The organism is Roseateles sp., assembly GCF_044373315.1.
Lineage (GTDB): Bacteria > Pseudomonadota > Gammaproteobacteria > Burkholderiales > Burkholderiaceae_C > JACDQM01.
Window position 1 is genome coordinate 1 of sequence record NZ_JBILQK010000073.1, and the last position, 19,646, is coordinate 19,646.

General features: G+C 65.0%; 22 protein-coding genes and 1 pseudogene. 19 read left to right on the top strand and 4 right to left on the bottom strand.

Features of this window, described 5'->3' with window-relative positions:
* The 3 genes from ACIQ67_RS15020 to ACIQ67_RS15030 all read left to right on the top strand — a co-directional run.
* Nucleotides 1-773: lysophospholipid acyltransferase family protein (locus ACIQ67_RS15020; protein ID WP_397535189.1), on the top strand; the 773-nt coding region annotated here is incomplete at its 5' end.
* Nucleotides 774-811: 38 nt separating this feature from the next.
* Nucleotides 812-2,377 carry a thymidine phosphorylase family protein gene (locus ACIQ67_RS15025; protein WP_397535190.1) on the top strand — a complete coding sequence of 522 codons (1,566 nt, stop codon included), beginning with the start codon at nt 812-814 and terminating at the stop codon, nt 2,375-2,377.
* Nucleotides 2,378-2,379: 2 nt separating this feature from the next.
* Nucleotides 2,380-3,279: a ribose-phosphate diphosphokinase gene (locus ACIQ67_RS15030; protein ID WP_397535191.1), complete on the top strand. Its 900-nt coding sequence runs from the start codon at nt 2,380-2,382 to the stop codon at nt 3,277-3,279.
* Between the two features lie 36 nt (nt 3,280-3,315).
* Here ACIQ67_RS15030 and otnI read toward each other — a convergent pair whose 3' ends face one another.
* Together otnI and ACIQ67_RS15040 are read right to left on the bottom strand one after the other, a co-directional pair.
* The gene (otnI, locus tag ACIQ67_RS15035) at nt 3,316-4,113 is read right to left on the bottom strand and encodes a 2-oxo-tetronate isomerase (protein WP_397535192.1); all 798 of its coding nucleotides are present in this window, start codon (nt 4,111-4,113) and stop codon (nt 3,316-3,318) included.
* A gap of 41 nt (nt 4,114-4,154) precedes the next feature.
* Nucleotides 4,155-4,817: a DUF4254 domain-containing protein gene (locus ACIQ67_RS15040; protein ID WP_397535193.1), complete on the bottom strand. Its 663-nt coding sequence runs from the start codon at nt 4,815-4,817 to the stop codon at nt 4,155-4,157.
* Nucleotides 4,818-4,913: 96 nt separating this feature from the next.
* Here ACIQ67_RS15040 and ACIQ67_RS15045 point away from each other — a divergent pair, with 96 nt between their 5' ends.
* The 9 genes from ACIQ67_RS15045 to ACIQ67_RS15085 all read left to right on the top strand — a co-directional run bounded on the left by ACIQ67_RS15045 (nt 4,914) and on the right by ACIQ67_RS15085 (nt 13,038).
* Nucleotides 4,914-5,924, top strand: coding sequence for a glycosyltransferase family 9 protein (locus ACIQ67_RS15045; RefSeq protein ID WP_397535194.1), 1,011 nt, complete (start codon nt 4,914-4,916; stop codon nt 5,922-5,924).
* Nucleotides 5,925-6,236: 312 nt separating this feature from the next.
* On the top strand, nt 6,237-7,448 hold the full coding sequence (locus ACIQ67_RS15050; protein WP_397535195.1) for a porin: 1,212 nt from the start codon (nt 6,237-6,239) through the stop codon (nt 7,446-7,448).
* Between the two features lie 14 nt (nt 7,449-7,462).
* Entirely contained in the window at nt 7,463-7,906 is a 444-nt protein-coding gene (locus ACIQ67_RS15055) for a hypothetical protein (protein WP_397535196.1), read from the top strand.
* 71 nt (nt 7,907-7,977) lie between these two features.
* A complete protein-coding gene (locus ACIQ67_RS15060; RefSeq protein WP_397535197.1) occupies nt 7,978-9,492 on the top strand; it encodes a methyl-accepting chemotaxis protein in 1,515 nt (504 codons plus the stop codon).
* 77 nt (nt 9,493-9,569) lie between these two features.
* The gene (locus ACIQ67_RS15065) at nt 9,570-9,983 is read left to right on the top strand and encodes a rhodanese-like domain-containing protein (protein ID WP_397535198.1); all 414 of its coding nucleotides are present in this window, start codon (nt 9,570-9,572) and stop codon (nt 9,981-9,983) included.
* A gap of 41 nt (nt 9,984-10,024) precedes the next feature.
* The gene (gene grxC / locus ACIQ67_RS15070; protein WP_397535199.1) at nt 10,025-10,282 is read left to right on the top strand and encodes a glutaredoxin 3; all 258 of its coding nucleotides are present in this window, start codon (nt 10,025-10,027) and stop codon (nt 10,280-10,282) included.
* Between the two features lie 166 nt (nt 10,283-10,448).
* Complete coding sequence (gene secB, locus ACIQ67_RS15075) at nt 10,449-10,901, top strand: protein-export chaperone SecB (protein ID WP_397535200.1); 453 nt, start codon at nt 10,449-10,451, stop codon at nt 10,899-10,901.
* A gap of 113 nt (nt 10,902-11,014) precedes the next feature.
* Nucleotides 11,015-12,031 carry an NAD(P)H-dependent glycerol-3-phosphate dehydrogenase gene (locus tag ACIQ67_RS15080; protein ID WP_397535201.1) on the top strand — a complete coding sequence of 339 codons (1,017 nt, stop codon included), beginning with the start codon at nt 11,015-11,017 and terminating at the stop codon, nt 12,029-12,031.
* A 35-nt stretch (nt 12,032-12,066) separates the two neighbouring features.
* Entirely contained in the window at nt 12,067-13,038 is a 972-nt protein-coding gene (locus ACIQ67_RS15085; protein ID WP_397535202.1) for a Bug family tripartite tricarboxylate transporter substrate binding protein, read from the top strand.
* 20 nt (nt 13,039-13,058) lie between these two features.
* On the opposite strand, the gene trmL is transcribed toward ACIQ67_RS15085, so the two are convergent.
* Nucleotides 13,059-13,529, bottom strand: coding sequence for a tRNA (uridine(34)/cytosine(34)/5-carboxymethylaminomethyluridine(34)-2'-O)-methyltransferase TrmL (trmL, locus tag ACIQ67_RS15090; protein WP_397535203.1), 471 nt, complete (start codon nt 13,527-13,529; stop codon nt 13,059-13,061).
* A 4-nt stretch (nt 13,530-13,533) separates the two neighbouring features.
* A complete protein-coding gene (locus ACIQ67_RS15095) occupies nt 13,534-14,028 on the bottom strand; it encodes a ComF family protein (protein ID WP_397535204.1) in 495 nt (164 codons plus the stop codon).
* Nucleotides 14,029-14,311: 283 nt separating this feature from the next.
* Between ACIQ67_RS15095 and ACIQ67_RS15100 the strand changes: the two genes are divergently transcribed.
* The 7 genes and pseudogenes from ACIQ67_RS15100 to ACIQ67_RS15130 all read left to right on the top strand — a co-directional run.
* Nucleotides 14,312-15,241, top strand: a complete 930-nt coding sequence (locus ACIQ67_RS15100) for a biotin synthase (protein ID WP_397535205.1) — start codon at nt 14,312-14,314, stop codon at nt 15,239-15,241.
* Between the two features lie 378 nt (nt 15,242-15,619).
* Nucleotides 15,620-16,750 carry a cytochrome c oxidase subunit II gene (gene coxB, locus ACIQ67_RS15105; RefSeq protein ID WP_397535209.1) on the top strand — a complete coding sequence of 377 codons (1,131 nt, stop codon included), beginning with the start codon at nt 15,620-15,622 and terminating at the stop codon, nt 16,748-16,750.
* A gap of 29 nt (nt 16,751-16,779) precedes the next feature.
* The gene (gene ctaD / locus ACIQ67_RS15110; RefSeq protein ID WP_397535206.1) at nt 16,780-18,411 is read left to right on the top strand and encodes a cytochrome c oxidase subunit I; all 1,632 of its coding nucleotides are present in this window, start codon (nt 16,780-16,782) and stop codon (nt 18,409-18,411) included.
* An 11-nt stretch (nt 18,412-18,422) separates the two neighbouring features.
* On the top strand, nt 18,423-18,533 hold the full coding sequence (locus ACIQ67_RS15115) for a cytochrome oxidase small assembly protein (protein ID WP_397535207.1): 111 nt from the start codon (nt 18,423-18,425) through the stop codon (nt 18,531-18,533).
* Nucleotides 18,534-18,547: 14 nt separating this feature from the next.
* Complete coding sequence (locus ACIQ67_RS15120; protein ID WP_397535210.1) at nt 18,548-19,153, top strand: cytochrome c oxidase assembly protein; 606 nt, start codon at nt 18,548-18,550, stop codon at nt 19,151-19,153.
* Complete coding sequence (locus ACIQ67_RS15125) at nt 19,147-19,392, top strand: DUF2970 domain-containing protein (RefSeq protein WP_397535208.1); 246 nt, start codon at nt 19,147-19,149, stop codon at nt 19,390-19,392. Before ACIQ67_RS15120 ends, ACIQ67_RS15125 begins: the two co-directional genes overlap by 7 nt.
* A 42-nt stretch (nt 19,393-19,434) precedes the next feature.
* Nucleotides 19,435-19,646 (top strand): annotated as a pseudogene (locus ACIQ67_RS15130) (cytochrome c oxidase subunit 3); the annotation flags it as partial.

The window sequence follows — 19,646 nt, forward strand, 5'->3', positions numbered from 1 at the left end:
GGCCGGCACGCTGGCCTTCGAGGCCCGCGTCTAGTCGGATGCGCAGCCTGATCGCCCTGTGGCGCCTGACGCGCCTGACCCTGCATGTGCTGCACGGACTGCTGCTGGTTCGCCTGCAGTTCGGCCGGCTCGATGCCGCCGGCCGGCATGCACGCATCGGCTGGTGGTCGCGCAAATGCCTGCGCCTGCTGGGCGTGCAGCTGCAGCTGCGCGGCAGCGGCCGCAAGGGCGCCAAGCTGATCGTGGCCAACCATGTGTCGTGGCTGGACATCGCGGCCATCCACGCGGTGCTGCCGGAAGCGCGCTTTGTGTCCAAGGCGGATGTGCGGCATTGGCCACTGGTGGGCGTCCTGGTTGAAGGGGCAGGCACCTTGTTCATCGAGCGCGCCAGCAAGCGCGATGCGCTGCGCGTGGTGCACCAGAGCGCCGAGGCGCTGAAGGCCGGCGATACGGTGGCCGTGTTTCCCGAGGGCACGACCGGCGCCGGGCCGGAGTTGTTGCCCTTTCACGCCAATCTGCTGCAGGCCGCCATCGCCACCGAGGCGCCGATTCAGCCGCTGGTGCTGCGCTGGCACGCGCCGGGCGAGCGCTTCAGCGTGGCAGCCCGCTTCATCGGCGACATGACGCTGGCTCAAAGTCTGTGGGCCATCGCCTCGGCCCGTGGTCTGGGCATGGACATCCAGATCCTGCCAGCCGAGCAGACCGCGCATGCCGACCGCCGCGCGCTGGCTGAGCATATGCGCACGCAAATCGCGCAGGCGCTGGAGGCCTAGCCGGGCCCCAGGCCAATCAGCTCGGCTAAAGTGGCTGGATGACACAGAGCAGCACGCTGAAGATCCGCCGCGTCGGCATCGACACTTGGCGCGAGAACGTGGTCTATATGCACCGCGACTGCCCGGTGGTGCGGGCGGCGGGCTTTCAGGCCCTCTCCAAGGTCGAGGTGCATGCCAATGGCCAGCTCATCCTGGCGGTGCTGAACGTCGTCAGCGACGAGCGCATCGTCAGCGCCTGTGAGTTGGGCGTTAGCGAGGATGCCTTCCGCCGTCTCGGTGTGGAAGATGGCCACAGCGCCAGCATCGCGCATGCCGAACCGGCGCGCTCGATCGGTGCGCTGCACCGCAAAATCAGCGGCGAGCGCCTGGGCAAGGACGAGCTGGCCTCCATCATTCGGGACATTGCCGACGCGCGCTATTCCAAGATCGAGCTGGCAGCCTTTGTGGTGGCCACCAACCAGTACGAGCTGGACCGCGAGGAGGTGGTGCACCTCACCGAGGCCATGATCGATGTGGGCCGGCGGCTGGACTGGCAGCGCGAGGTTGGCCATGGCCTGGTGGTGGACAAGCACTGCATCGGCGGCATCCCCGGCAACCGCACCTCGATGCTGGTGGTGCCCATCGTGGCGGCGCACGGCATGCTTTGCCCCAAGACCAGTTCGCGTGCCATCACCTCGCCGGCCGGCACGGCCGACACGATGGAGGTGCTGGCTCAGGTGGAGCTGCCATTCGAGCGCATGGTGCAGATCGTGCGCGACACGCGCGCCTGCCTGGCCTGGGGTGGCACGGCCGACCTCTCGCCGGCCGACGACATCCTGATCTCGGTTGAGCGGCCGCTGTCCATCGATTCGCCGGGCCAGATGGTGGCCTCCATCCTGTCGAAGAAGATCGCGGCCGGCTCCACCCATCTGGTGCTGGACATCCCGGTCGGCCCCAGCGCCAAGGTGCGTTCGATGGCCGAGGCGCAGCGCCTGAAGAAACTGTTCGAGTACGTGGCCAAGCATCTGCGCCTGCAGCTGGACGTGGTGCTGTCCGACGGCCGCCAGCCGATCGGCCACGGCATCGGCCCGGTGCTGGAGGCGCGCGACGTGATGCAGGTGCTGCAGGGCGATCCGGCGGCGCCGCAGGACCTCCGTCAGAAGGCACTGCGCTTGGCCGGCCGCATGATCGAGTTCGACCCCGATGTACGCGGCGGCGAGGGCTTCCAGATTGCCCGCGACATCCTCGACTCCGGCCGAGCGCTGGCGCAGATGAACGCCATCATCGACGCGCAAGGCCGCCGCGCCGATGTGGCGCTGCCCGGCGTACTGCAGGCCGAGATCCTGGCGTCGGAGGATGGCGTGGTGGTGGCGTTGGACAATTTGCGTATCGCCCGCATTGCGCGCCTCGCCGGTGCGCCGCAGGTGCCCGCAGCGGGCCTGGACCTGCTGAAACGCCTGGGCGATAGCGTCGTCAAAGGTGAGCCGCTGTACCGCATTCACGCGCAGTACGAGGCCGATCTGCAGTTTGCGCGCACCCATGCCGAGAAGGACTGCGGCTACCGCCTGGGCCGTGCAGAGCAACTGCCGCATGAGTTCGCCAGCGGCGTGCTGTTCATGATGTGACGATGAATCAAAGGAATTCGATGCTTCTGCTGGCTTTTGAGGACGAGGCCATGTTGGCCCGTGAACTGGCCGAGGCCCTGGGCCTGCCGCTGGCCTTCATCTCTCGCCACCGCTTCCCGGACGGCGAGTTGCGCCTGGTGTTGCCCAAGCCGCTGCCCGAGCGCGTGCTGCTGCTGCGCGGCCTGCAGCAGCCCAACGAGAAGCTGGTTGAGCTGCTGATCACGGCGCCCGCCGCGCGCGAGTACGGCGCGCGGCAGCTGCTGCTGGTGGCCCCTTACCTGGCCTATATGCGCCAGGACATGGAGTTCACGCCGGGCGAGGCGGTCAGCCAGCGCCATATCGCACGCCTGCTGGCCGCGCACTTCGACCGGGTGCTGACCATCGACCCGCATCTGCACCGCATCGCCAGCTTGGACGAGGTGATGCCGCCGGGGACAGGTCTTGCCCTCTCGGCCGCCCCGGTGCTGGGCGAGTGGATCGCCGCCCAGGTGCCGGGTGCGGTGCTGATCGGGCCGGATGAGGAATCGGCTCAATGGGTCAGCGAGGCGGCGCGTGCCGGTAGCCTGGACCATGCGGTGGGCCGCAAGGTGCGCCATGGCGATCATCAAGTGGTGCTGGCACTGCCCGAGGTGGATGTGAACGGGCGGGCGGTGGTGCTGCTTGACGATATGGCCTCGACCGGCCGCACGCTGATCGGCTCGGCCCAGGAGCTGCTCGCGCGCGGCGCGGCCAGCGTGGACGTGGCGGTGACACATGCGCTGTTCAACGGCGACGCGCTGCCGGCGCTGAAGGCCGCGGGCGTACGCCATGTCTGGAGCAGCAACGCGGTGCCGCATGAGAGCAACGCCGTCAGCGTGGTGCCGTTGCTGGTAAAGGCGCTCAAGCCGCTGCTGGCGACTTGATCGCGTGCCTACCGCTGTTGGCGGCTTGATTCAGGTTTAGGCCTGTGCTGGCTTGAGATAGCGACGGGCCCAGCCCAGGCCGGCCGCGGTGCCGGCGCGCGGCTTGTACTCGCAGCCGATATGGCCTTGGTAGCCCAGCTCGTCGAGCAAGGCCAGCAAGTGCTCCACGCGCAGCTCGCCCTGATCCGGTTCGCCACGGTCCGGTACTGCGGCCACTTGCACATGGGCCAGCCGGCCGGCCGCGACGGCGCGCCGCAGCTTGTGGCTCAGATCGCCTTCGACGATCTGGCAGTGGTACCAGTCCATCTGCAGGCCCAGATTGGGCGCGCCCACGGTGTCGATGATCTCCAGCGCATGATCCTGGCGGTTAAGGAAGTAACCCGACATGTCGCGGCCATTGATGGGTTCGATGCTTAGCGCCAGACCGGCCGCGGCAGCGCGCTCGGCGGCCCAGCGCAGGTTGGCGATGTAGAGCGGCTGCACGTTGGCCCGCTCCGCACCGGCCGGCAGCAGCCCGGCCATCACGTGGATGCGCGGGCAGGCCAGTGCGCTGGCCCAGGCGGTGGCCTGTTCGATGGCGGTGCGGAAATCGGCCTCGCGTCCGGGCAGGCAGGCCAGGCCGCGTTCGCCGGCCGCCCAGTCGCCCGGCGGTGCGTTCAGCAGCACGAGCTGCAGGCGCTGCGCCTGCAACTGGGCGCGGATCGCTTCAAGCCCATGTGCGTAGGGGAACAGGATCTCGACGGCCGAAAAACCGTCACGCGCGGCGGCGGCGAAGCGATCGAGAAAGGGCAGCTCGGTGTAGAGCCAGTCCAGATTGGCAGCGAGCTTCAGCATTGCAGACGTTCACTTTCAGCGTTTGCTTGCTCAGCTCTCGCTCAGCGCTTGCCGGCCTCGGCCACCAGCGCGGGGTTGAAGCGCGCATCGTTGTACATCTTGAACTGGCGGTAGACCTTGAAGTAGGCGCGGCCGGCGGCGGCATCAGCCAGAAGCGCGTCCAGGCAGGAGGCCAGGTCGCCGCGTTGGTCCAGCAGCTGGGCCAGCTTGGCGCGGCTGCTGGTGCGGTGGGCTTCGTCCACATCCTGACGCTCGGTCTGCTGGCGCATTGCATGGATCTTCAGCGCCAGGATGGACAGGCGGTCGGCGATGGTGCCGGCGGTTTCGCTGTTGAGTCGTGCGCCGGCCGGGGCCAGCGAGCGCGGCGTGTCGCTGCGCGCCGATTCAGCATCCACCAGGCCCAGGCGCAGCAATAGCAACTCGTCCACGCGCTCGGTGGCGTCGTTGCGGGCCTGGTTGAAGCGATCGATGGCGCGCTTGTTGGCGGCGATCTCGCTGTCCGAGACCTGGGTGCGGCGCGCCAGGTCTTCCTCGGCCCAGAGCTTGCTGTTGTAGAAGTGGTTGCGCGTCATCCACAGGTGCAGTTCGCCGCCGCCCACGGCATCGAGTTCGGGCAGCGCGGCCAGCCAGTCGGCGCGGGCCAGGGCTTGGTCGTGCAGCGTGGTCAGGTCCTGGGCACGGGGCAGGGGGAGGGCGGCTGTCATGGGGTGGTCGGCTTTGAGTTTGTCTGGGGCCGGCGGCATGGGTGGCAGAATCCGGCGCCACTGCTTTCTTGCATGTCACTCCAGCCAGGGATCGCGATGATAGAGGACCGCCAAGCCGACAAGACCGTCATCGTGCGGCTGCGCAATTTCGTCGGCGACGTGGTGCTGGGCATCCCGGCGCTGCGCCTGCTGGAGCGTCATGGCTACCGCCTGCAGCTGATTGGCAAGGGCTGGGCGCCGGCGCTGTTGGAAGCTGAGGGCTGGTCGGTTCAGGTGCGACCCAAGAAGCTGGGCGATCGCGTGGCACAGCTGAAGACCCTGCGTCGCGAGGCGCGCGCGCGCCAGCCCGACTTCGACCGCCAGGCCAACGCGATTGCCTTGCCCTGGTCCTTCTCGGCGGCGCTGGAGATGCGCCTGGCCGGGCTCAAGGGCGTGGGCTACGCGCATGAGGCGCGCGGCTGGCTGCTGCACCGCAGCGTCCCCATGCCAGCGCCGGGCCATGCCTTGCTGAACTACTGGGAGCTGGCCTGCCGGTTCCTCGGTGTGGACGAGCCACCGCCGGCCGAGATCGGCATGACGGTCAGCGCAGCGCAGCGCGAGGCAGCCGCTCAGTTGCTGGCCCAGCATAGGGTCGATGAACCCTTTTTGCTAATTTGTCCATTCGCTGGCGGCACTTTCGAGGTGCTGGATAAGACCTGGCCCCGTTTTGCCGATTTTGTTGAATTGGCCTCAGCGCGCGGCCTGCGCCTGGTCGTCTGCCCGGGGCCGGGTGAGGAAGAGGCCGCGACACGCCAGTACCCCAAGGCGCTCAGCCTGCCTGGCGTGAAGCTGGGCGTCTATGCGGCGCTGCTGCAGCGCGCCGCGCTGGTGGTCAGCAACGACACCGGCCCGGCCCATGTGGCCGCAGCGGTGGGTGGCCGCGTGCTGAGCGTCCTAGGCCCGACCAAGCCCGAGCTGTGGGCGCCTTGGGGTGCGCAGGTGGACGTGCAGCGGCAATACCCGGAGTGGCTCGGCCCCGAGGCGGTGCTGGCGCGCGCCGAGGCCTTGCTGGCGGGTGCCGCGCCCAGCGGGGGAGCCTGGCCCTTCTGCATGACACCGGCGGCCTGAAGGGCGCTTCCGCCTTGCGGGGCTGACCCGTCACCTCGCTGAATGGTGATCGCTCGGCGAAATTTCTGGGCCGCTGCACCAAGGCCTTGACTGGCGATCTGTCGAAATGATGAAGGTTGGGAAATGGCAACGTGGAGCGAGCCAGTTAGCGCGACCGTGAATTAGTTGGAGCACTTTTATCAGATACGGCGCTAAAGTTTCATCACTCCCTTGCCGAAAAGCAGGAGCGGGGGTGATGCCTTGTTCGAGCCGCTTGGCCGTTGCATTGCGATTCACCCTCATGCAGTCCCCCCACTACCTGATGGTGAACCGATGCGAAACACAACTTTCTGGCGCTTGACGCCCGTGGCCGCCGTGCTGGCAGCCTTTGCCGCGACGGCGCAGGCCGACGCCGGCAGCCCATTCACCTTCTCCGGCTTTGCGACCGTCGGCATCGCCGGCACCAACACCGATGACGCCCACTATCTGATCCCCGGCCAGGTGCGCGGTGCCACCAAGAGCTTCAGTGGCGAAGTCGACAGCAAGCTGGGTCTGCAGGTCACCGGCCGCTTGTCGCCGATGTTCTCCGGCACCGCCCAGGTGCTGACCAAGCAGACCGGTGACGGCAGCTTCAAGCCGGTGCTGGAATGGGCTTTTGCCAAGGCCCAGCTGACGCCGGCGCTGGCCGTGCGCCTCGGCCGAATGGGCGGCCCATTCTTCGCGGTGTCCGACTTCCGTGACGTCGGCTATGCCAACACCTGGCTGCGTCCGCCGGTCGATGTGTACGGTCAGGTGCCCTTCAGCCATTTCGATGGCGGCGATCTGTCCTATCAGACCCGTCTCGGTGGCGCGACGCTGAACCTGCAAGTGCTGGCGGGTTCGGCCAAGGACACCTACGAGCGCACGGACCTGAAGTTCAAGAGCGTGACAGGTTTCAATTCGACCGCCGAGTTCGACGGCTTCACGCTGCGCCTGGGCCATGTCCAGGGCAAGGTGACGGTCGAGAGTGCGACCCTCAAGCAATTGGTGGCTGGCCTGGCGTCGGTGCCGGTGCCCGGCGTGCCGGCTGTGGGTCAGCAACTGTCCGCCGACGGCAAGGATGCCAGCTTCACCGGTGTCGGCCTGACTTTCGACATGAATGACGTGATCGGCAGCTTCGAGTACACGATGCGTCGTACCGACAGCTATGTCGCCGATACCGACGGCTGGTACGCCACGCTGGGCTATCGCCTGGGTGCCTTTACACCCTACGCAACGGTTTCGGAAGTGAAGCGCAAGGACAGCAATGTCAACAACACCATCCCCGCTCTGACACCTCAGCTGGCGGTGTTGAAGGCGACCGTCGACGCTGTGGTGGCTGATCAGAACATTTCCCAGAAGTCGGTCGGCCTGGGCATGCGTTGGGATGCGATGCGCAACGTGGCCGTGAAGGCCCAGTTCGATCGCGTCAAGCCCACAGGCGTGGGCCTGTTCAACGCGCCAAAGCCCGGATTCGGCGGCAAGAACGTCAACGTCTACAGCCTGTCTGTGGACACCGTGTTCTGAGCAAGGAGCGCAGCATGACTCACAACAAGATGATGATGAAGCACAAGGCCCGCCTTGCCGTTGCAGCCCTCGGCCTCACGCTGGCCGGTCTGGCGCAAGCGCAGATTGCGGTGATCGTGAATCCCAAGAACCCGGGCGGCCTGACCGCCGCGCAGGTGGCGGACATCTTCCTGGGCAAGAGCAACGCGCTGCCCGGTGGCGGTACGGCAGCCCCGACGGACCTGCCGGACAGTTCGGCGGTGCGTGAGCAGTTCTACACCAAGGTGACCGGCAAAAATGCCGCCCAGGTGAAGGCAGGCTGGTCGCGTCTGGTGTTCTCGGGCAAGGCTACGCCGCCGAAGGAGTTGGCCAGCGCAGCAGACGTGAAGAAGTTCGTCGCCAGCAACCCGGACGCCATCGGCTACATCGAGAGATCGGCCGTCGATGGCACCGTCAAGGTGGCGCTGAGCGTCGACTGATCACCGCAAGCCGTGCATGATGCACATGCAGCACGCCGCCTGGAGGGCGGCGTGTTGCGTCAGGAGCAGTTATGAATGTCAAAACCCGAATCTGGCTCTTGCCTGTCTTTGCCGCGTTGATCTTCGCTGTCGGCATCGCCGTGGTGTGGGGCTTCTCAGCACGGACATCGTCGGCCATCGAGGCGGTTGGTGCCAAGGACTACCCCTACCTGGACGCAACGACGCAGTTCGCCAACCAGCTTGAGGCCCTGGGTGCCACCATCCAGAGCGCCGTGGCTGAGGGCGAGAAGAAGCGTCTGGACGAGGCCAAGGAGCGCGCCACAGCCATGCGCAAGCACCTGGAGGTGATTGCGGGCCTAGAGGGCAAGGGCGATGTGGCGGCCAAGCTCAAGAGTGCTTTCGAGGCCTACTTCGCTGCGTCGGTCGAGACAGCTGAACTGTTCCTGGGCATCAAGCAGGGCGATCAGGCCGGCGCGATCCCCAAGATGCAGGCAGCCTTGAAGACCTTGGAAGCCGAAGTCAAGAAGTCGCGCGAGGATGCCAGCGAAGGCTTTGCCGCGGGTCTTGCTGCGGCCAAGAACGGTGTGTCGCGAAGCCTGCTGGCCATCGTGGTCGCGGGCCTGCTGGTGGTGGTGGCCTTGGGTGTCGGTTCCTTCCTGGTGATCGGCAGCGTGTGGCGACAGCTCGGCGGTGAGCCGGAGTACGCCCGCGACGTGATGCGCCAGATGGCAGACGGCGACCTGTCGCAATCCATCGAGGTGGCGCCTGGTGCTGAAGCCAGCTTGCTGGCAGCGGTGCGAGATATGGCACGCGGCTTGTCCAGCATCGTCTCCAATGTGCGCACCGGCACGGATTCGATCAGTGTGGCCTCGCGCGAGATTGCCGCAGGCAACCATGACCTGTCCGTACGTACCGAGAAGCAGGCGACGTCGCTGGAGCAGACCTCCAGCAATATGCAGACGCTGACGGACACCGTGCGCCAGAGTGCGGACTCCGCGGCCCAGGCCAATCAGCTGGCGGGTTCGGCCGCAGCGGTGGCGCAGAAGGGCGGCGAGGTGGTGGGCCAGGTGGTGGCCACGATGGACGAGATCAACACCAGCTCGAAGAAGATCTCCGACATCATCGGCGTGATCGACGGCATCGCTTTCCAGACCAATATCCTGGCGCTGAATGCGGCGGTTGAGGCCGCGCGGGCCGGCGAGCAGGGCCGTGGCTTTGCGGTGGTGGCGGGCGAGGTGCGCAGCCTGGCGCAGCGTTCAGCCGAGGCCGCACGTGAGATCAAGGGATTGATCGGCACCAGCGTCGACCGCGTCGAGGCCGGCAGCCGACTGGTGCAGAACGCCGGAGCAACCATGAGTGAAATCGTGGCCAGCGTGCAGCGGGTCTCGGACATCATCAGCGAGATCACCGCGGCGTCCAGCGAGCAGAGCCAGGGCATCGGCCAGGTGAACCAGTCCATCACGCAGCTGGACCAGATGACGCAGCAGAATGCGGCCCTGGTCGAGGAAGCGGCGGCAGCCGCGAGCAGCCTGGAACAGCAGGCCCAAGCCTTGCAGACAGCGGTTTCGACCTTCAAGCTGGCCTGAAGTTTCCCTGTTCCTGCAGGTGGGAGGGCGCGGTTTCTATAATCGCGCCCTTATTCCTTGCCTGAACGGATCTGCTCTTGGACTTCCTTCTCAACAACTGGGTCTTGCTGCTGGCGGCTTTGAGCTCCGGCTTTCTTTTGCTGTGGCCGACTCTTGCCGGGGCAAGTGCCGGTGCCGCCGTCTCGCCGGCGCAGGCCGTGCAGATGATCAATCGCGAAAAGGCGGTGGTCGTTGATGTGTGCGAGCCGGCTGAGTACGCCGCCGGCCATATCAGCGGGGCCCGCAACGTTCCGATGGCTGCCTTGTCTGCCGACAACAAGCAGCTGCCCAGCAACAAGGCCTTGCCGCTGTTGGTGCTATGCCAGTCCGGCGCACGTGCCACGCGCGCTGCAGGCATGCTGCGCAAGATGGGCTATGAGAAGGCTGTGCCTTTGGCCGGCGGTCTGAAAGCTTGGCGTGAAGCCAGCCTGCCCGTCGACAAGAGCGCCTGACGCGACTTGTCCAATCCAAGGTCGCCAGCGGAGAGTCGGCAATGAAGCCCGTCAAGATGTACACCACCCAGGTCTGCCCCTTCTGCGTGCGGGCCAAGAGCTTGCTGAAACAGCGCGGCGTCGAGCAGATCGAGGAGATCCGCATTGACCTCGATCCGCAAGCCCGGCAGACCATGATGGCTGAAACCGGTCGCCGCACCGTGCCCCAGATCTATATTGGCGACACCCATGTGGGTGGCTGTGATGACCTGGTCGCGCTGGATCAGCGCGGCGGTCTCCTGCCCCTGCTGGCGGCCTGAGGCGATGCTGAATCTGTCCCTGCGCTGTAGGCGAGGGACTGGGTCAGCGTTGCCCTAGGGTCAACCCAGGTCGGCAGACGCAGGGAGCGTTGCAGGGCCTGGGTGATAATGCCGCCGCCTACCGCCGCGGACCCATCCGGCGGGCGTTTACCCAACGAAAGACACCATGTCCGAAGAGAACAACAGCCCCGTGTTCCAGATCCAGCGCATGTATCTGAAGGATCTGTCGCTGGAGCAGCCGAATTCGCCGCAGATCCTGCTGGAGCAGGCGCAGCCGCAGGTCGACATCAACCTCGCACTGGCCGCCGAGCCGGTGGCCGAGGGCGTGTACGAGGTCAGCGTGACCGCCACCGTGACCACCAAGGTGGCCGAGCGCACCCTGTTCCTGATCGAAGCCAAGCAAGCCGGCATTTTCGAGATCCGCAATATTCCGGCCGAGCAGCTGGAAGGCATCATTGGCATCGTCTGCCCGCAGATGATCTACCCCTACCTGCGCGCCGTGGTGTCGGACGTCTGCACTCGCGCCGGCTTCCCTCCGGTGCTGCTGTCGGAAGTCAACTTCCAGGCCATGTTCGAGGCCCAGCAAGCTCAGCGCGCCGAGCAAGGCGCCATCAACTGACGGCACTGAACTGGCCCCGCCAGTGAGCACAGCAACGCGCCCCGGGCTGCATCGTCTGCAGCAGGGCGCGTTTCTTTTTGGTCGCTGCCTTGCAGCAGCAGGATGGACTAGAGATGAAGATCAGCGTTCTGGGTGCTGGCGCCTGGGGTAGTGCGCTGGCCGTGCAGGCGGCCGGGCGCCACGAGGTGCTGCTGTGGGCGCGTGATGGCGCGGCTTGTGCCGAGATGCGGGCGACCCGCCGCAATACGCGCTATCTGCCAGAAGCTGAGTTACCGCAGCAACTGGCCATCACTTCCGATCTCGCCGAGGCTGTGGCACATGGCATGGACGGCTTGATCGTGGTGGCCACGCCGATGGCTGCGCTGCGCCCGATGCTGGCCAGTCTGCCCGATGGCGCAAGCGTGCTCTGGTTGTGCAAGGGCTTCGAGGCAGGCACGGGCCTGCTGGGCCATGAGATTGCGCGTGCGGTGCAGCCGCGGCTGCGGGTGGGCATCCTGTCTGGCCCCAGCTTTGCGCAGGAAGTCGCGGCTGGGCAGCCGACCGCTTTGGTGGCCGCCAGCGAGGATCAGGCGCTCGCGCAACTGGCCGTTGATGCATTCCATGCGGAGCGCCTGCGCGTCTACACCTCAAGCGATCCGGTGGGAGTCGAGGTGGGCGGGGCGGTCAAGAACGTAATGGCCATTGCAGTCGGCATCGCAGATGGCTTGCGCCTGCGGGCCGAGAAGAGTGGTGATGCCAACCAGGCGCCGGGTCTGAACGCCCGAGCGGCGCTGATCACCCGCGGCCTGGCCGAGATGCTGCGTCTGGGTCTGGCACTCGGTGCGCGCACCGAGACCTTCATGGGCCTGTCGGGTGTCGGCGATCTGGTGCTGACAGCCACCGGCGATCTGTCGCGCAATCGCCGGGTCGGCCTGCTGCTGGCCGAGGGGCTGGCCCTGCCCCAGATCCTGCAGGATCTGGGGCATGTGGCTGAGGGCGTCTACAGTGCGCCCACGGTGCTGGCGCGCGCGCGCGATCGCGGTGTCGACATGCCCATCACCGAGGCTGTGGTAGCCGTGCTCGACGGGCGATTGAGCCCCGCGGCTGCGGTCGAGTTGCTGATGGGGCGCCAGGCGCGCTCCGAGCATTGATGTCCTGCCGCTCAGGCAGTCAACGGAGTTTTTGCATGGATCGTCGTCAAGTTCTTCAAGGCCTGGCTGCTGGCCTGGGCGTGGCCGTCGCACCCGCCTGGGCACAGGCCTGGCCGGCGCGCCCGATCAAGCTGGTCGTTCCATTCCCGGGCGGCAGTTCGCCCGACATCATCGCGCGCGCCATTGCTGAGCCGCTGGCGCAGGCGTTGGGCCAGGCGATCGTGATCGACAACCGGCCGGGTGCGGGCGGCAATATCGGCACGGCGGCGGTGGCCAAGGCCGAGCCGGACGGCTATACGCTGCTGTTCACCATCCAGGGGCCGCTGGTGACCGCACCCTTGCTGACGCGCAAGCTGCCGTATGACCCCGTCAAGGAGCTGCAGCCCATCGGCCTGGTGGCGACCTCACCTAACGTACTGGTGGTAGACCCGAAACTGGGCGCCAGTACGCTGGCCGATTTCGTGCGCATTGCCAGGGAGAAGAAGGGTCAGCTGAACTACGGCAGTGTCGGCAACGGCAGTGCTGCCCATCTTGCGATGGAATCGTTCAAGTCCCGTGCCGGCATCGATCTGACCCATGTGCCGTATCAAGGCTTTCCGCAGGTGGTGAACGCCATCCTGGCTGGGCAAGTCCAGGCGGGCTTCATGGTGCCAGCCATCGCGATGGGGCAGGTGCGCGCCGGCAAGCTCAAGGCGCTGGGTGTCACCAGCCTGGGTCGTGTGGGCGCTTTGCCGGAACTGGCGCCCTTGGCCGAGCAGGGCTTTGCGGGCTTCGAGGCCGTTTCGTGGCAGGCCATGCTGGCGCCGGCCGGCACACCGGCGGCGATCGTGCAGCGGCTCTCCACCGAGCTGGTGCGCATCATCCGCAGCGACGAGGTGCGCAGCAAGATGTTGAATCAGTACTTCAGCGCTGCCGCCACCACGCCCGAGGGCTTGGCTGCACTGATGAAGAGCGAGACCAGGCGCTGGGGCGATCTCATCAAGGCTGCTGGCGTCCAGCCCGAGTGAGTTGAACGCGGTGCCGGCGCTCAGACGCTGCCGGCGTAGCCGTTCTGGCGCCAGGCCTCGAAGACGGTCACGGCTACCGCATTGCTCAGGTTGAGGCTGCGCTGATCGGGGCGCATCGGCAGACGCACGCGCTGCTCCAACGGGAAACTGTCGCGCAAGGCCGCTGGCAGTCCGGCTGTCTCGCTGCCGAAGACCAGCCAGTCTCCAGCCTGCCACTGCACTTGGCCGAAGGGCCGGCTGCCGCGGGTCGTGAAGGCAAACATCCGGCTCGTGTCCGGCCTCTCCTTGTCGACGAAGCTTTGCCAGTCGGCATGGCGCTGCAATGGGGCGTACTCGTGATAGTCGAGGCCGGCGCGCTGCAGCAGCCGGTCTTCCATCGAGAAGCCCAAGGGTTCGATCAGGTGCAGGCTGCAGCCGGTGTTGGCCGCCAGGCGGATCACATTGCCGGTGTTGGGCGGAATCTCCGGATGGACGAGAACGATATTGAACATGGCATCAGTGTCGTGGATCGGGGGTGTGCGCAAGGGCCCAGGCCTGCACACTCAACGCGCCGGCTCGTCGCAGCGTGAGCGCGAGCTCGTGAATCGTGGCGCCGGTGGTCATCACGTCATCGAGCACGGCGACATGCCTGCCACGCAGATGATGCGTCTGCCTCGGCTCGATCAAGAAGGCTTGACGAACATTGGCGGCGCGCTGTTCTGCCGGCAGTGCGAGCTGGTGGGACATGTCGCGCACGCGCAGAAGCATAGCTGCAGAGCATCGGAGTTGCCGGCGCGCAGCCAGCCGCCGGGCCGGCTCCCAGCACTGGTTGACGCCTCTGCCCTGCAGGCGCTGGGTGGACAAGCGCACGGGCAGCAGCCAGTCCGGTGCGCTCACTTCTTCCACGTCAAGTGCGCAGTCCAGGCGCTCCAGCAGAAGGCCGACAAGGTCCAGAGTCTGGTGGAGCTTGATGCCTTGGATCAGCAGGTCCCAGGGAGAGGCGTAGTCCATTGCCCTGACGCAGCGATCAAGCGGCGGTGGCTTCCTCAGGCAGAGTCCGCCCTGCTACGCAGAAGACGGATGGGTGGTCTCGGCTGGTAGCTGGATGGCGCAAGTCCGACTGCGCGGCGCGCTGTGGGTCCAGCGTGCCATGCAGTGCGCGCACAGGCCGGCCGTCGTCCATCTTCGGCAGATGGCGCATTGCCCGGGACAGCGCCGCAGCACGCGCTCCAGCCAAGTGGGCATTGTGGGGACGAGCGGCCGCGCATCCATGGGCTCAATATACTGCCGGCCCATGTCTGACTCCGAATCCATAGGTGCGCAACGTCCTGCTTTCATGCAGATTGACGCACTGGCACTGAAGCGCCAGCTTCGGCGCCTGGCCGTCCAGGCCGACCCACCCTGGTTGAACAGCGAGATTTCACGCCGCATGGTCGAGCGGCTGAGCGTGATCAAGCTTCAGCCGCGCAAGGTGCTGCAGTGGTCGGCCTTCCTCGGTGCGAGTTCGGAGGAGCTGCGCCGCGCCTACCCGGAGGCTGAGTGGAGTCTGGTCGAGCCTGTCGAAGCCCTGCGTGAGCGCAGCTTGGCGCAGCTGAAGTCGGCACGGCGCTGGTTCGACAGCTTGCGTGGGCGCGATCCGACGCCGGTGCTACTGCCGCAGCAGCTGAAGGATGGTGACGCTGAGTTGCTGTGGGCGAATATGTATCTGCACCTGAGCCCGGACCCGCAGGCCTTGCTGCGCTTGTGGCAGCGCGCTTTGGCGCCTGACGGGTTCGTGATGTTCTCCTGCCTGGGACCGGACAGTCTGCGCGAACTGCGCACGCTTTATGGCGCCTTGGCTTGGGACTCCGCCGGCCCGGAATGGATCGATATGCATGACATCGGCGACATGCTGGTGGAGGCGGGCTTTGCTGATCCGGTGATGGACCAGGAGCGCATCAGCCTGACCTGGCGAGACGCAGACCGTATGCTGGCGGACTTGCGTGCCTTGGGGGGCAATCTTTCACCGGATCGATTCGCGGCGTGCCGGACAAAGGCGTGGCGTTCCGGCCTCTTGCGCGAACTCGAGGCGCTGCGGGGTCCGGACGGCTTGCTACGCCTGTCGCTCGAGCTGGTTTACGGGCACGCCTTCAAGGCGCCGCCACGAGCTGTGCTTTCTGCCGAAACGCGGATTCCGTTGGATGAGATGCGAGCCCTGATGCGCAAGCCAAGCGGCTCGCGCTAGTGCAACAGCGGGGGCGTATCGACGCACAAAGACGACAAAAGCTCTATAAGCCTAAGCTAAACTACGCGGTCAATCGGTGCTCTGGATTGGACGCTCAGGCGGTGCAAGCTTAGAGCCAGTGCGGGTTTGCGAGCTTGCGCGATGTCAATCAATGCCGGTTGGGCAATAGAAATCGTTGGAGCCAGGGGCCCGCGTCGCCGGGATGTGCTGCACAGGCTGCAGCAGTGTCCAGGTGTCCATGCATGCGAGGGGTTTTGCGCCGGAGAGCCATGAGCTCTGGCGTGCGGCCCATGGGTTGAATTTGAAACTGAAGTGACGACCATGATGATGATGAACGCACGAGTGCATCAGCTGGGGCGCGGGATCGGCCGGACGGCAATGACCCTGGGTGCCGCACTGGCGACCCAGGCGGCCCTGGCGGTGAATGACCTGCCAGGCGGTCCGGCGGTCAACCAGATCAATCTGCACCCCCCGGTCACGAAGATTGCGGCGGACCAGATGTGGCTGCACAACTTCATGCTCATCATCTGCCTGGCCATCTTTGTGGCGGTGTTCGGCGTGATGTTCTATTCGATCATCAAGCACCGCAAGTCCAAGGGTGCGGTGCCGGCCACGTTCCACGAGAGCGTCAAGGTTGAAATCGCCTGGACCATCGTCCCTTTCATCATCGTCATCCTGATGGCCCTGCCGGCCACCAAGGTGGTGGTTGCCATGAAGGACACGACCAATGCCGATCTGACCATCAAGGCCACCGGGTACCAGTGGAAGTGGGGTTATGACTACCTGAAGGGCGAGGGCGAGGGCATCGGCTTCCTGGCAACGCTTGACCCTTCGCACCGTGAAGCGTCCGACTCCGGCAAGCCTGCTCCGGTCGACGACTACCTGCTCAAGGTGGACAACCCGCTGGTGGTGCCCGTCGGCAAGAAGGTGCGCATCATCACCACGGCCAACGACGTGATCCATGCCTGGATGGTGCCTGCATTCGGCGTCAAGCAGGACGCGATCCCTGGTTTCGTGCGCGACACCTGGTTCAAGGCTGAAAAGGAAGGCGACTTCTACGGCCAGTGCGCCGAGTTGTGCGGCAAGGAACACGCCTACATGCCCATCCACGTCAAGGTGGTGAGTGCCGAGGCCTACACCGCCTGGGTCGCTGGCGAGAAAAAGAAGATGGCTGCCAAGGCTGACGATCCGACCAAGATCTGGGAACTGGCGGCCCTGGTGGCTCGCGGCGAGAAGGTCTACAACGCCAATTGCGCGGCCTGCCACAAGGCTGACGGCACTGGCGCCGGCCCGATCAAGCGCCTTGACGCTTCTCCGTTGGTCCTGGATGCCGACCATGGCAAGCAGATTGCTGTGATGCTCAACGGCGCAGCCAATGGCGCCATGCCGGCCTGGAAGCAGCTGAGCGACACGGAGATTGCCGCGGTGATCACCTACACGAAGAACAGCTGGACCAACAAGACGGGCCAGATCGTGCAGCCTTCGGAAATCGTGGCCGCGCGCAAGTAAGCCGTTCGAACGTCTAAAGAGGAACCAAGATGAGTGCAGTGCTCGACCAACACGGTCATGACGTTCATGGCCATGCGCACGACCACGACCACCACGCCCCGACGGGCTGGCGGCGCTGGGTCTATGCCACAAACCACAAGGACATCGGTACGCTGTACCTGCTGTTCTCGTTCACGATGCTGATGATCGGCGGCCTGCTGGCTCTGGGCATCCGTGCCGAGTTGTTCCAGCCCGGCCTGCAGTTCGTGAATCCTGAGTTGTTCAATCAGCTCACCACGATGCACGGCCTGATCATGGTGTTCGGCGCCATCATGCCGGCCTTCGTGGGCTTCGCGAACTGGATGATCCCGCTGCAGATCGGCGCATCTGACATGGCCTTCGCGCGCATGAACAACTTCAGCTTCTGGCTGATGATTCCTGCCGCCTTGATGCTTGTTGGTTCCTTCTTCATGCCCGGCGGTGCACCCGCTGCTGGCTGGACGCTGTATGCGCCGCTGACGCTGCAGATGGGCCCCTCGATGGATGCCGGCATCTTCGCGATGCACATCCTGGGCGCGTCCTCCATCATGGGTTCGATCAACATCATCGTCACCATCCTGAACATGCGCGCTCCGGGCATGACGCTGATGAAGATGCCGATGTTCGCCTGGACCTGGCTGATCACGGCCTATCTGCTGATCGCCGTCATGCCCGTGCTGGCCGGCGCCATCACGATGACGCTGACTGATCGCCACTTCGGCACCGCCTTCTTCAATCCCGCAGGCGGCGGCGACCCGATCATGTACCAGCACATCTTCTGGTTCTTCGGTCATCCCGAGGTCTACATCATGATCTTGCCGGCCTTCGGCATCGTCAGCCAGATCGTGCCGGCCTTTGCGCGCAAGAGGCTGTTCGGCTACGCGTCGATGGTTTATGCGACAGCCTCGATCGCGATCCTGTCCTTCATCGTGTGGGCTCACCACATGTTCGCCACCGGCATGCCGGTGACGGGCCAGCTGTTCTTCATGTACGCCACGATGCTGATCGCGGTGCCGACTGGCGTGAAGATCTTCAACTGGCTGGCCACGATGTGGCGCGGTTCGATGACCTTCGAGGTCCCGATGCTGTGGGCCGTGGGCTTCATCTTCGTGTTCACGATGGGGGGCTTCACCGGCCTGATCTTGGCGATGGCGCCGATCGACATCCAGGTGCAGGACACCTATTACGTCGTGGCCCACTTCCATTACGTGCTGGTGGCTGGTTCCTTGTTTGCGCTGTTTGCCGGCGTGTACTACTGGGCGCCCAAGTGGACCGGCGTGATGTTCAACGAATGGCGCGGCAAGTTCCACTTCTGGGGCTCGCTGATCACCTTCAACATCACCTTCTTCCCGATGCACTTCCTGGGCCTGGCCGGCATGCCGCGACGCTATGCCGACTATCCGATGCAGTTCGCTGACATGAATGCGATTGCCTCGATTGGCGCTTTCGGCTTCGGCTTCATGCAGGTGTACTTCTTCCTGTTCGTGGTCCTGCCGATGATGCGTGGCAAGGGCGAGCCGGCACCCCAGAAGCCCTGGGAAGCCGCTGAGGGTCTGGAATGGGAAGTGCCGTCACCGGCTCCGTTCCATACCTTCGAGAACCCGCCCAAGCTGGATGCCACGGCCACCAAGGTGATTGGTTAAACACCATGGTCATGACGCCTGAACAACGCAAGAGCAATCGTCGCCTGGGCTGGGTGCTGGCTTCAGTGGCTGCCGTGTTTGCGGTTGGCTTCGTGGCCAAGATCGCCTTGCTCGGCGCTTGAGTGATCGAGTCAAGATGAGTCAGCGCTGGAACTTCGGCTCAGCATTGCGCAGGGACAACCTGCAGATGCTGGGCAAACTGGGCGTCATCGTGGCGCTGATGTTTGGCTTCGCTTATTCGCTGGTGCCTTTGTACAACGCCATCTGTACTGCGCTGGGTATCAACGTGTTGTCGATGTCCGAGCGCCAGCATGTGGTGCGCGCCGAGGATGTCCGGAATACGCAGGTCGACTACAGCCGCAAGATCACCATCGAGTTCGATGCGAACGCACGAGGGCCATGGGACTTCAAGCCCGCGGTGAACTATCTGGAGGTTCACCCCGGAGAGCTCGCCACGGTGATGTACGAGTTCCGCAATGTGCAGACGCGCGTGATGGCAGCTCAGGCCATTCCGAGCTATGCGCCCAAGCAGGCCACGGCGCATTTCAACAAGCTGGAGTGCTTCTGCTTCAACGAGTACACCCTTCAACCCGGTGAGCAGAAGTCCTGGCCCGTGGTTTTTGTGGTGGACCCGAAGTTGCCCAAGGACGTGAAGACGATCACCTTGTCCTATACCTTCTTCGAGGTGGCTGGCAAGGGGCAGAAGCAGGCCTTGGCACCGTTGGAGCCTAAGCTTTGGTGAAGCCGGGACAGGATTTGAAGGACGCAGCGGCTCGCCCGCTGTCGTTTTTGCAGACGGTCAAGGCGATAGGTTGGGCGTTCTTCGGCGTTCGTCGTGGCGCCGACTATGACAATGACGTGGCTAAGCTGAATCCGGTGCATGTGATCATCGCCGGCCTCATCGGGGCCCTGGTTTTCGTGCTGCTGCTGCTTCTCTTGGTCAATTGGGTGATCAAGAGCAATGTGGCCGGTGCGGCGTGACGATTCAGCAGGACTGAAGATTTAAGTTCGAGGAGAAAAAAGATGTCGGCAGCGACTCCACATGGGGCAACCCCGTACTACTTCGTTCCCGGTCCCTCGCGGCATCCGGTGATGGCGTCGATCGGCCTGTTCTTCGTCATTCTGGGCGCAGGGCAGTGGATCAACGGCCATCAATGGGGCGCTTACTCGCTGGCCTTTGGCCTGCTGTGGTGGGCGATCGTTCTGAAGCAGTGGTTCGCTGACGCCATTCGCGA

What these genes read in the sequence shown, in the direction of transcription:
- ACIQ67_RS15025 (WP_397535190.1), top strand. Translation starts at nt 812, where the DNA reads ATGACACAGAGCAGCACGCTGAAGATCCGCCGCGTCGGCATCGACACT.
- ACIQ67_RS15030 (WP_397535191.1), top strand. Translation starts at nt 2,380, where the DNA reads ATGAATCAAAGGAATTCGATGCTTCTGCTGGCTTTTGAGGACGAGGCC.
- otnI (WP_397535192.1), bottom strand. Translation starts at nt 4,113, where the DNA reads ATGCTGAAGCTCGCTGCCAATCTGGACTGGCTCTACACCGAGCTGCCC.
- ACIQ67_RS15040 (WP_397535193.1), bottom strand. Translation starts at nt 4,817, where the DNA reads ATGACAGCCGCCCTCCCCCTGCCCCGTGCCCAGGACCTGACCACGCTG.
- ACIQ67_RS15045 (WP_397535194.1), top strand. Translation starts at nt 4,914, where the DNA reads ATGATAGAGGACCGCCAAGCCGACAAGACCGTCATCGTGCGGCTGCGC.
- ACIQ67_RS15050 (WP_397535195.1), top strand. Translation starts at nt 6,237, where the DNA reads ATGCGAAACACAACTTTCTGGCGCTTGACGCCCGTGGCCGCCGTGCTG.
- ACIQ67_RS15055 (WP_397535196.1), top strand. Translation starts at nt 7,463, where the DNA reads ATGACTCACAACAAGATGATGATGAAGCACAAGGCCCGCCTTGCCGTT.
- ACIQ67_RS15060 (WP_397535197.1), top strand. Translation starts at nt 7,978, where the DNA reads ATGAATGTCAAAACCCGAATCTGGCTCTTGCCTGTCTTTGCCGCGTTG.
- grxC (WP_397535199.1), top strand. Translation starts at nt 10,025, where the DNA reads ATGAAGCCCGTCAAGATGTACACCACCCAGGTCTGCCCCTTCTGCGTG.
- secB (WP_397535200.1), top strand. Translation starts at nt 10,449, where the DNA reads ATGTCCGAAGAGAACAACAGCCCCGTGTTCCAGATCCAGCGCATGTAT.
- ACIQ67_RS15080 (WP_397535201.1), top strand. Translation starts at nt 11,015, where the DNA reads ATGAAGATCAGCGTTCTGGGTGCTGGCGCCTGGGGTAGTGCGCTGGCC.
- ACIQ67_RS15085 (WP_397535202.1), top strand. Translation starts at nt 12,067, where the DNA reads ATGGATCGTCGTCAAGTTCTTCAAGGCCTGGCTGCTGGCCTGGGCGTG.
- trmL (WP_397535203.1), bottom strand. Translation starts at nt 13,529, where the DNA reads ATGTTCAATATCGTTCTCGTCCATCCGGAGATTCCGCCCAACACCGGC.
- ACIQ67_RS15095 (WP_397535204.1), bottom strand. Translation starts at nt 14,028, where the DNA reads ATGGACTACGCCTCTCCCTGGGACCTGCTGATCCAAGGCATCAAGCTC.
- ACIQ67_RS15100 (WP_397535205.1), top strand. Translation starts at nt 14,312, where the DNA reads ATGTCTGACTCCGAATCCATAGGTGCGCAACGTCCTGCTTTCATGCAG.
- coxB (WP_397535209.1), top strand. Translation starts at nt 15,620, where the DNA reads ATGACCCTGGGTGCCGCACTGGCGACCCAGGCGGCCCTGGCGGTGAAT.
- ctaD (WP_397535206.1), top strand. Translation starts at nt 16,780, where the DNA reads ATGAGTGCAGTGCTCGACCAACACGGTCATGACGTTCATGGCCATGCG.
- ACIQ67_RS15115 (WP_397535207.1), top strand. Translation starts at nt 18,423, where the DNA reads ATGACGCCTGAACAACGCAAGAGCAATCGTCGCCTGGGCTGGGTGCTG.
- ACIQ67_RS15120 (WP_397535210.1), top strand. Translation starts at nt 18,548, where the DNA reads ATGAGTCAGCGCTGGAACTTCGGCTCAGCATTGCGCAGGGACAACCTG.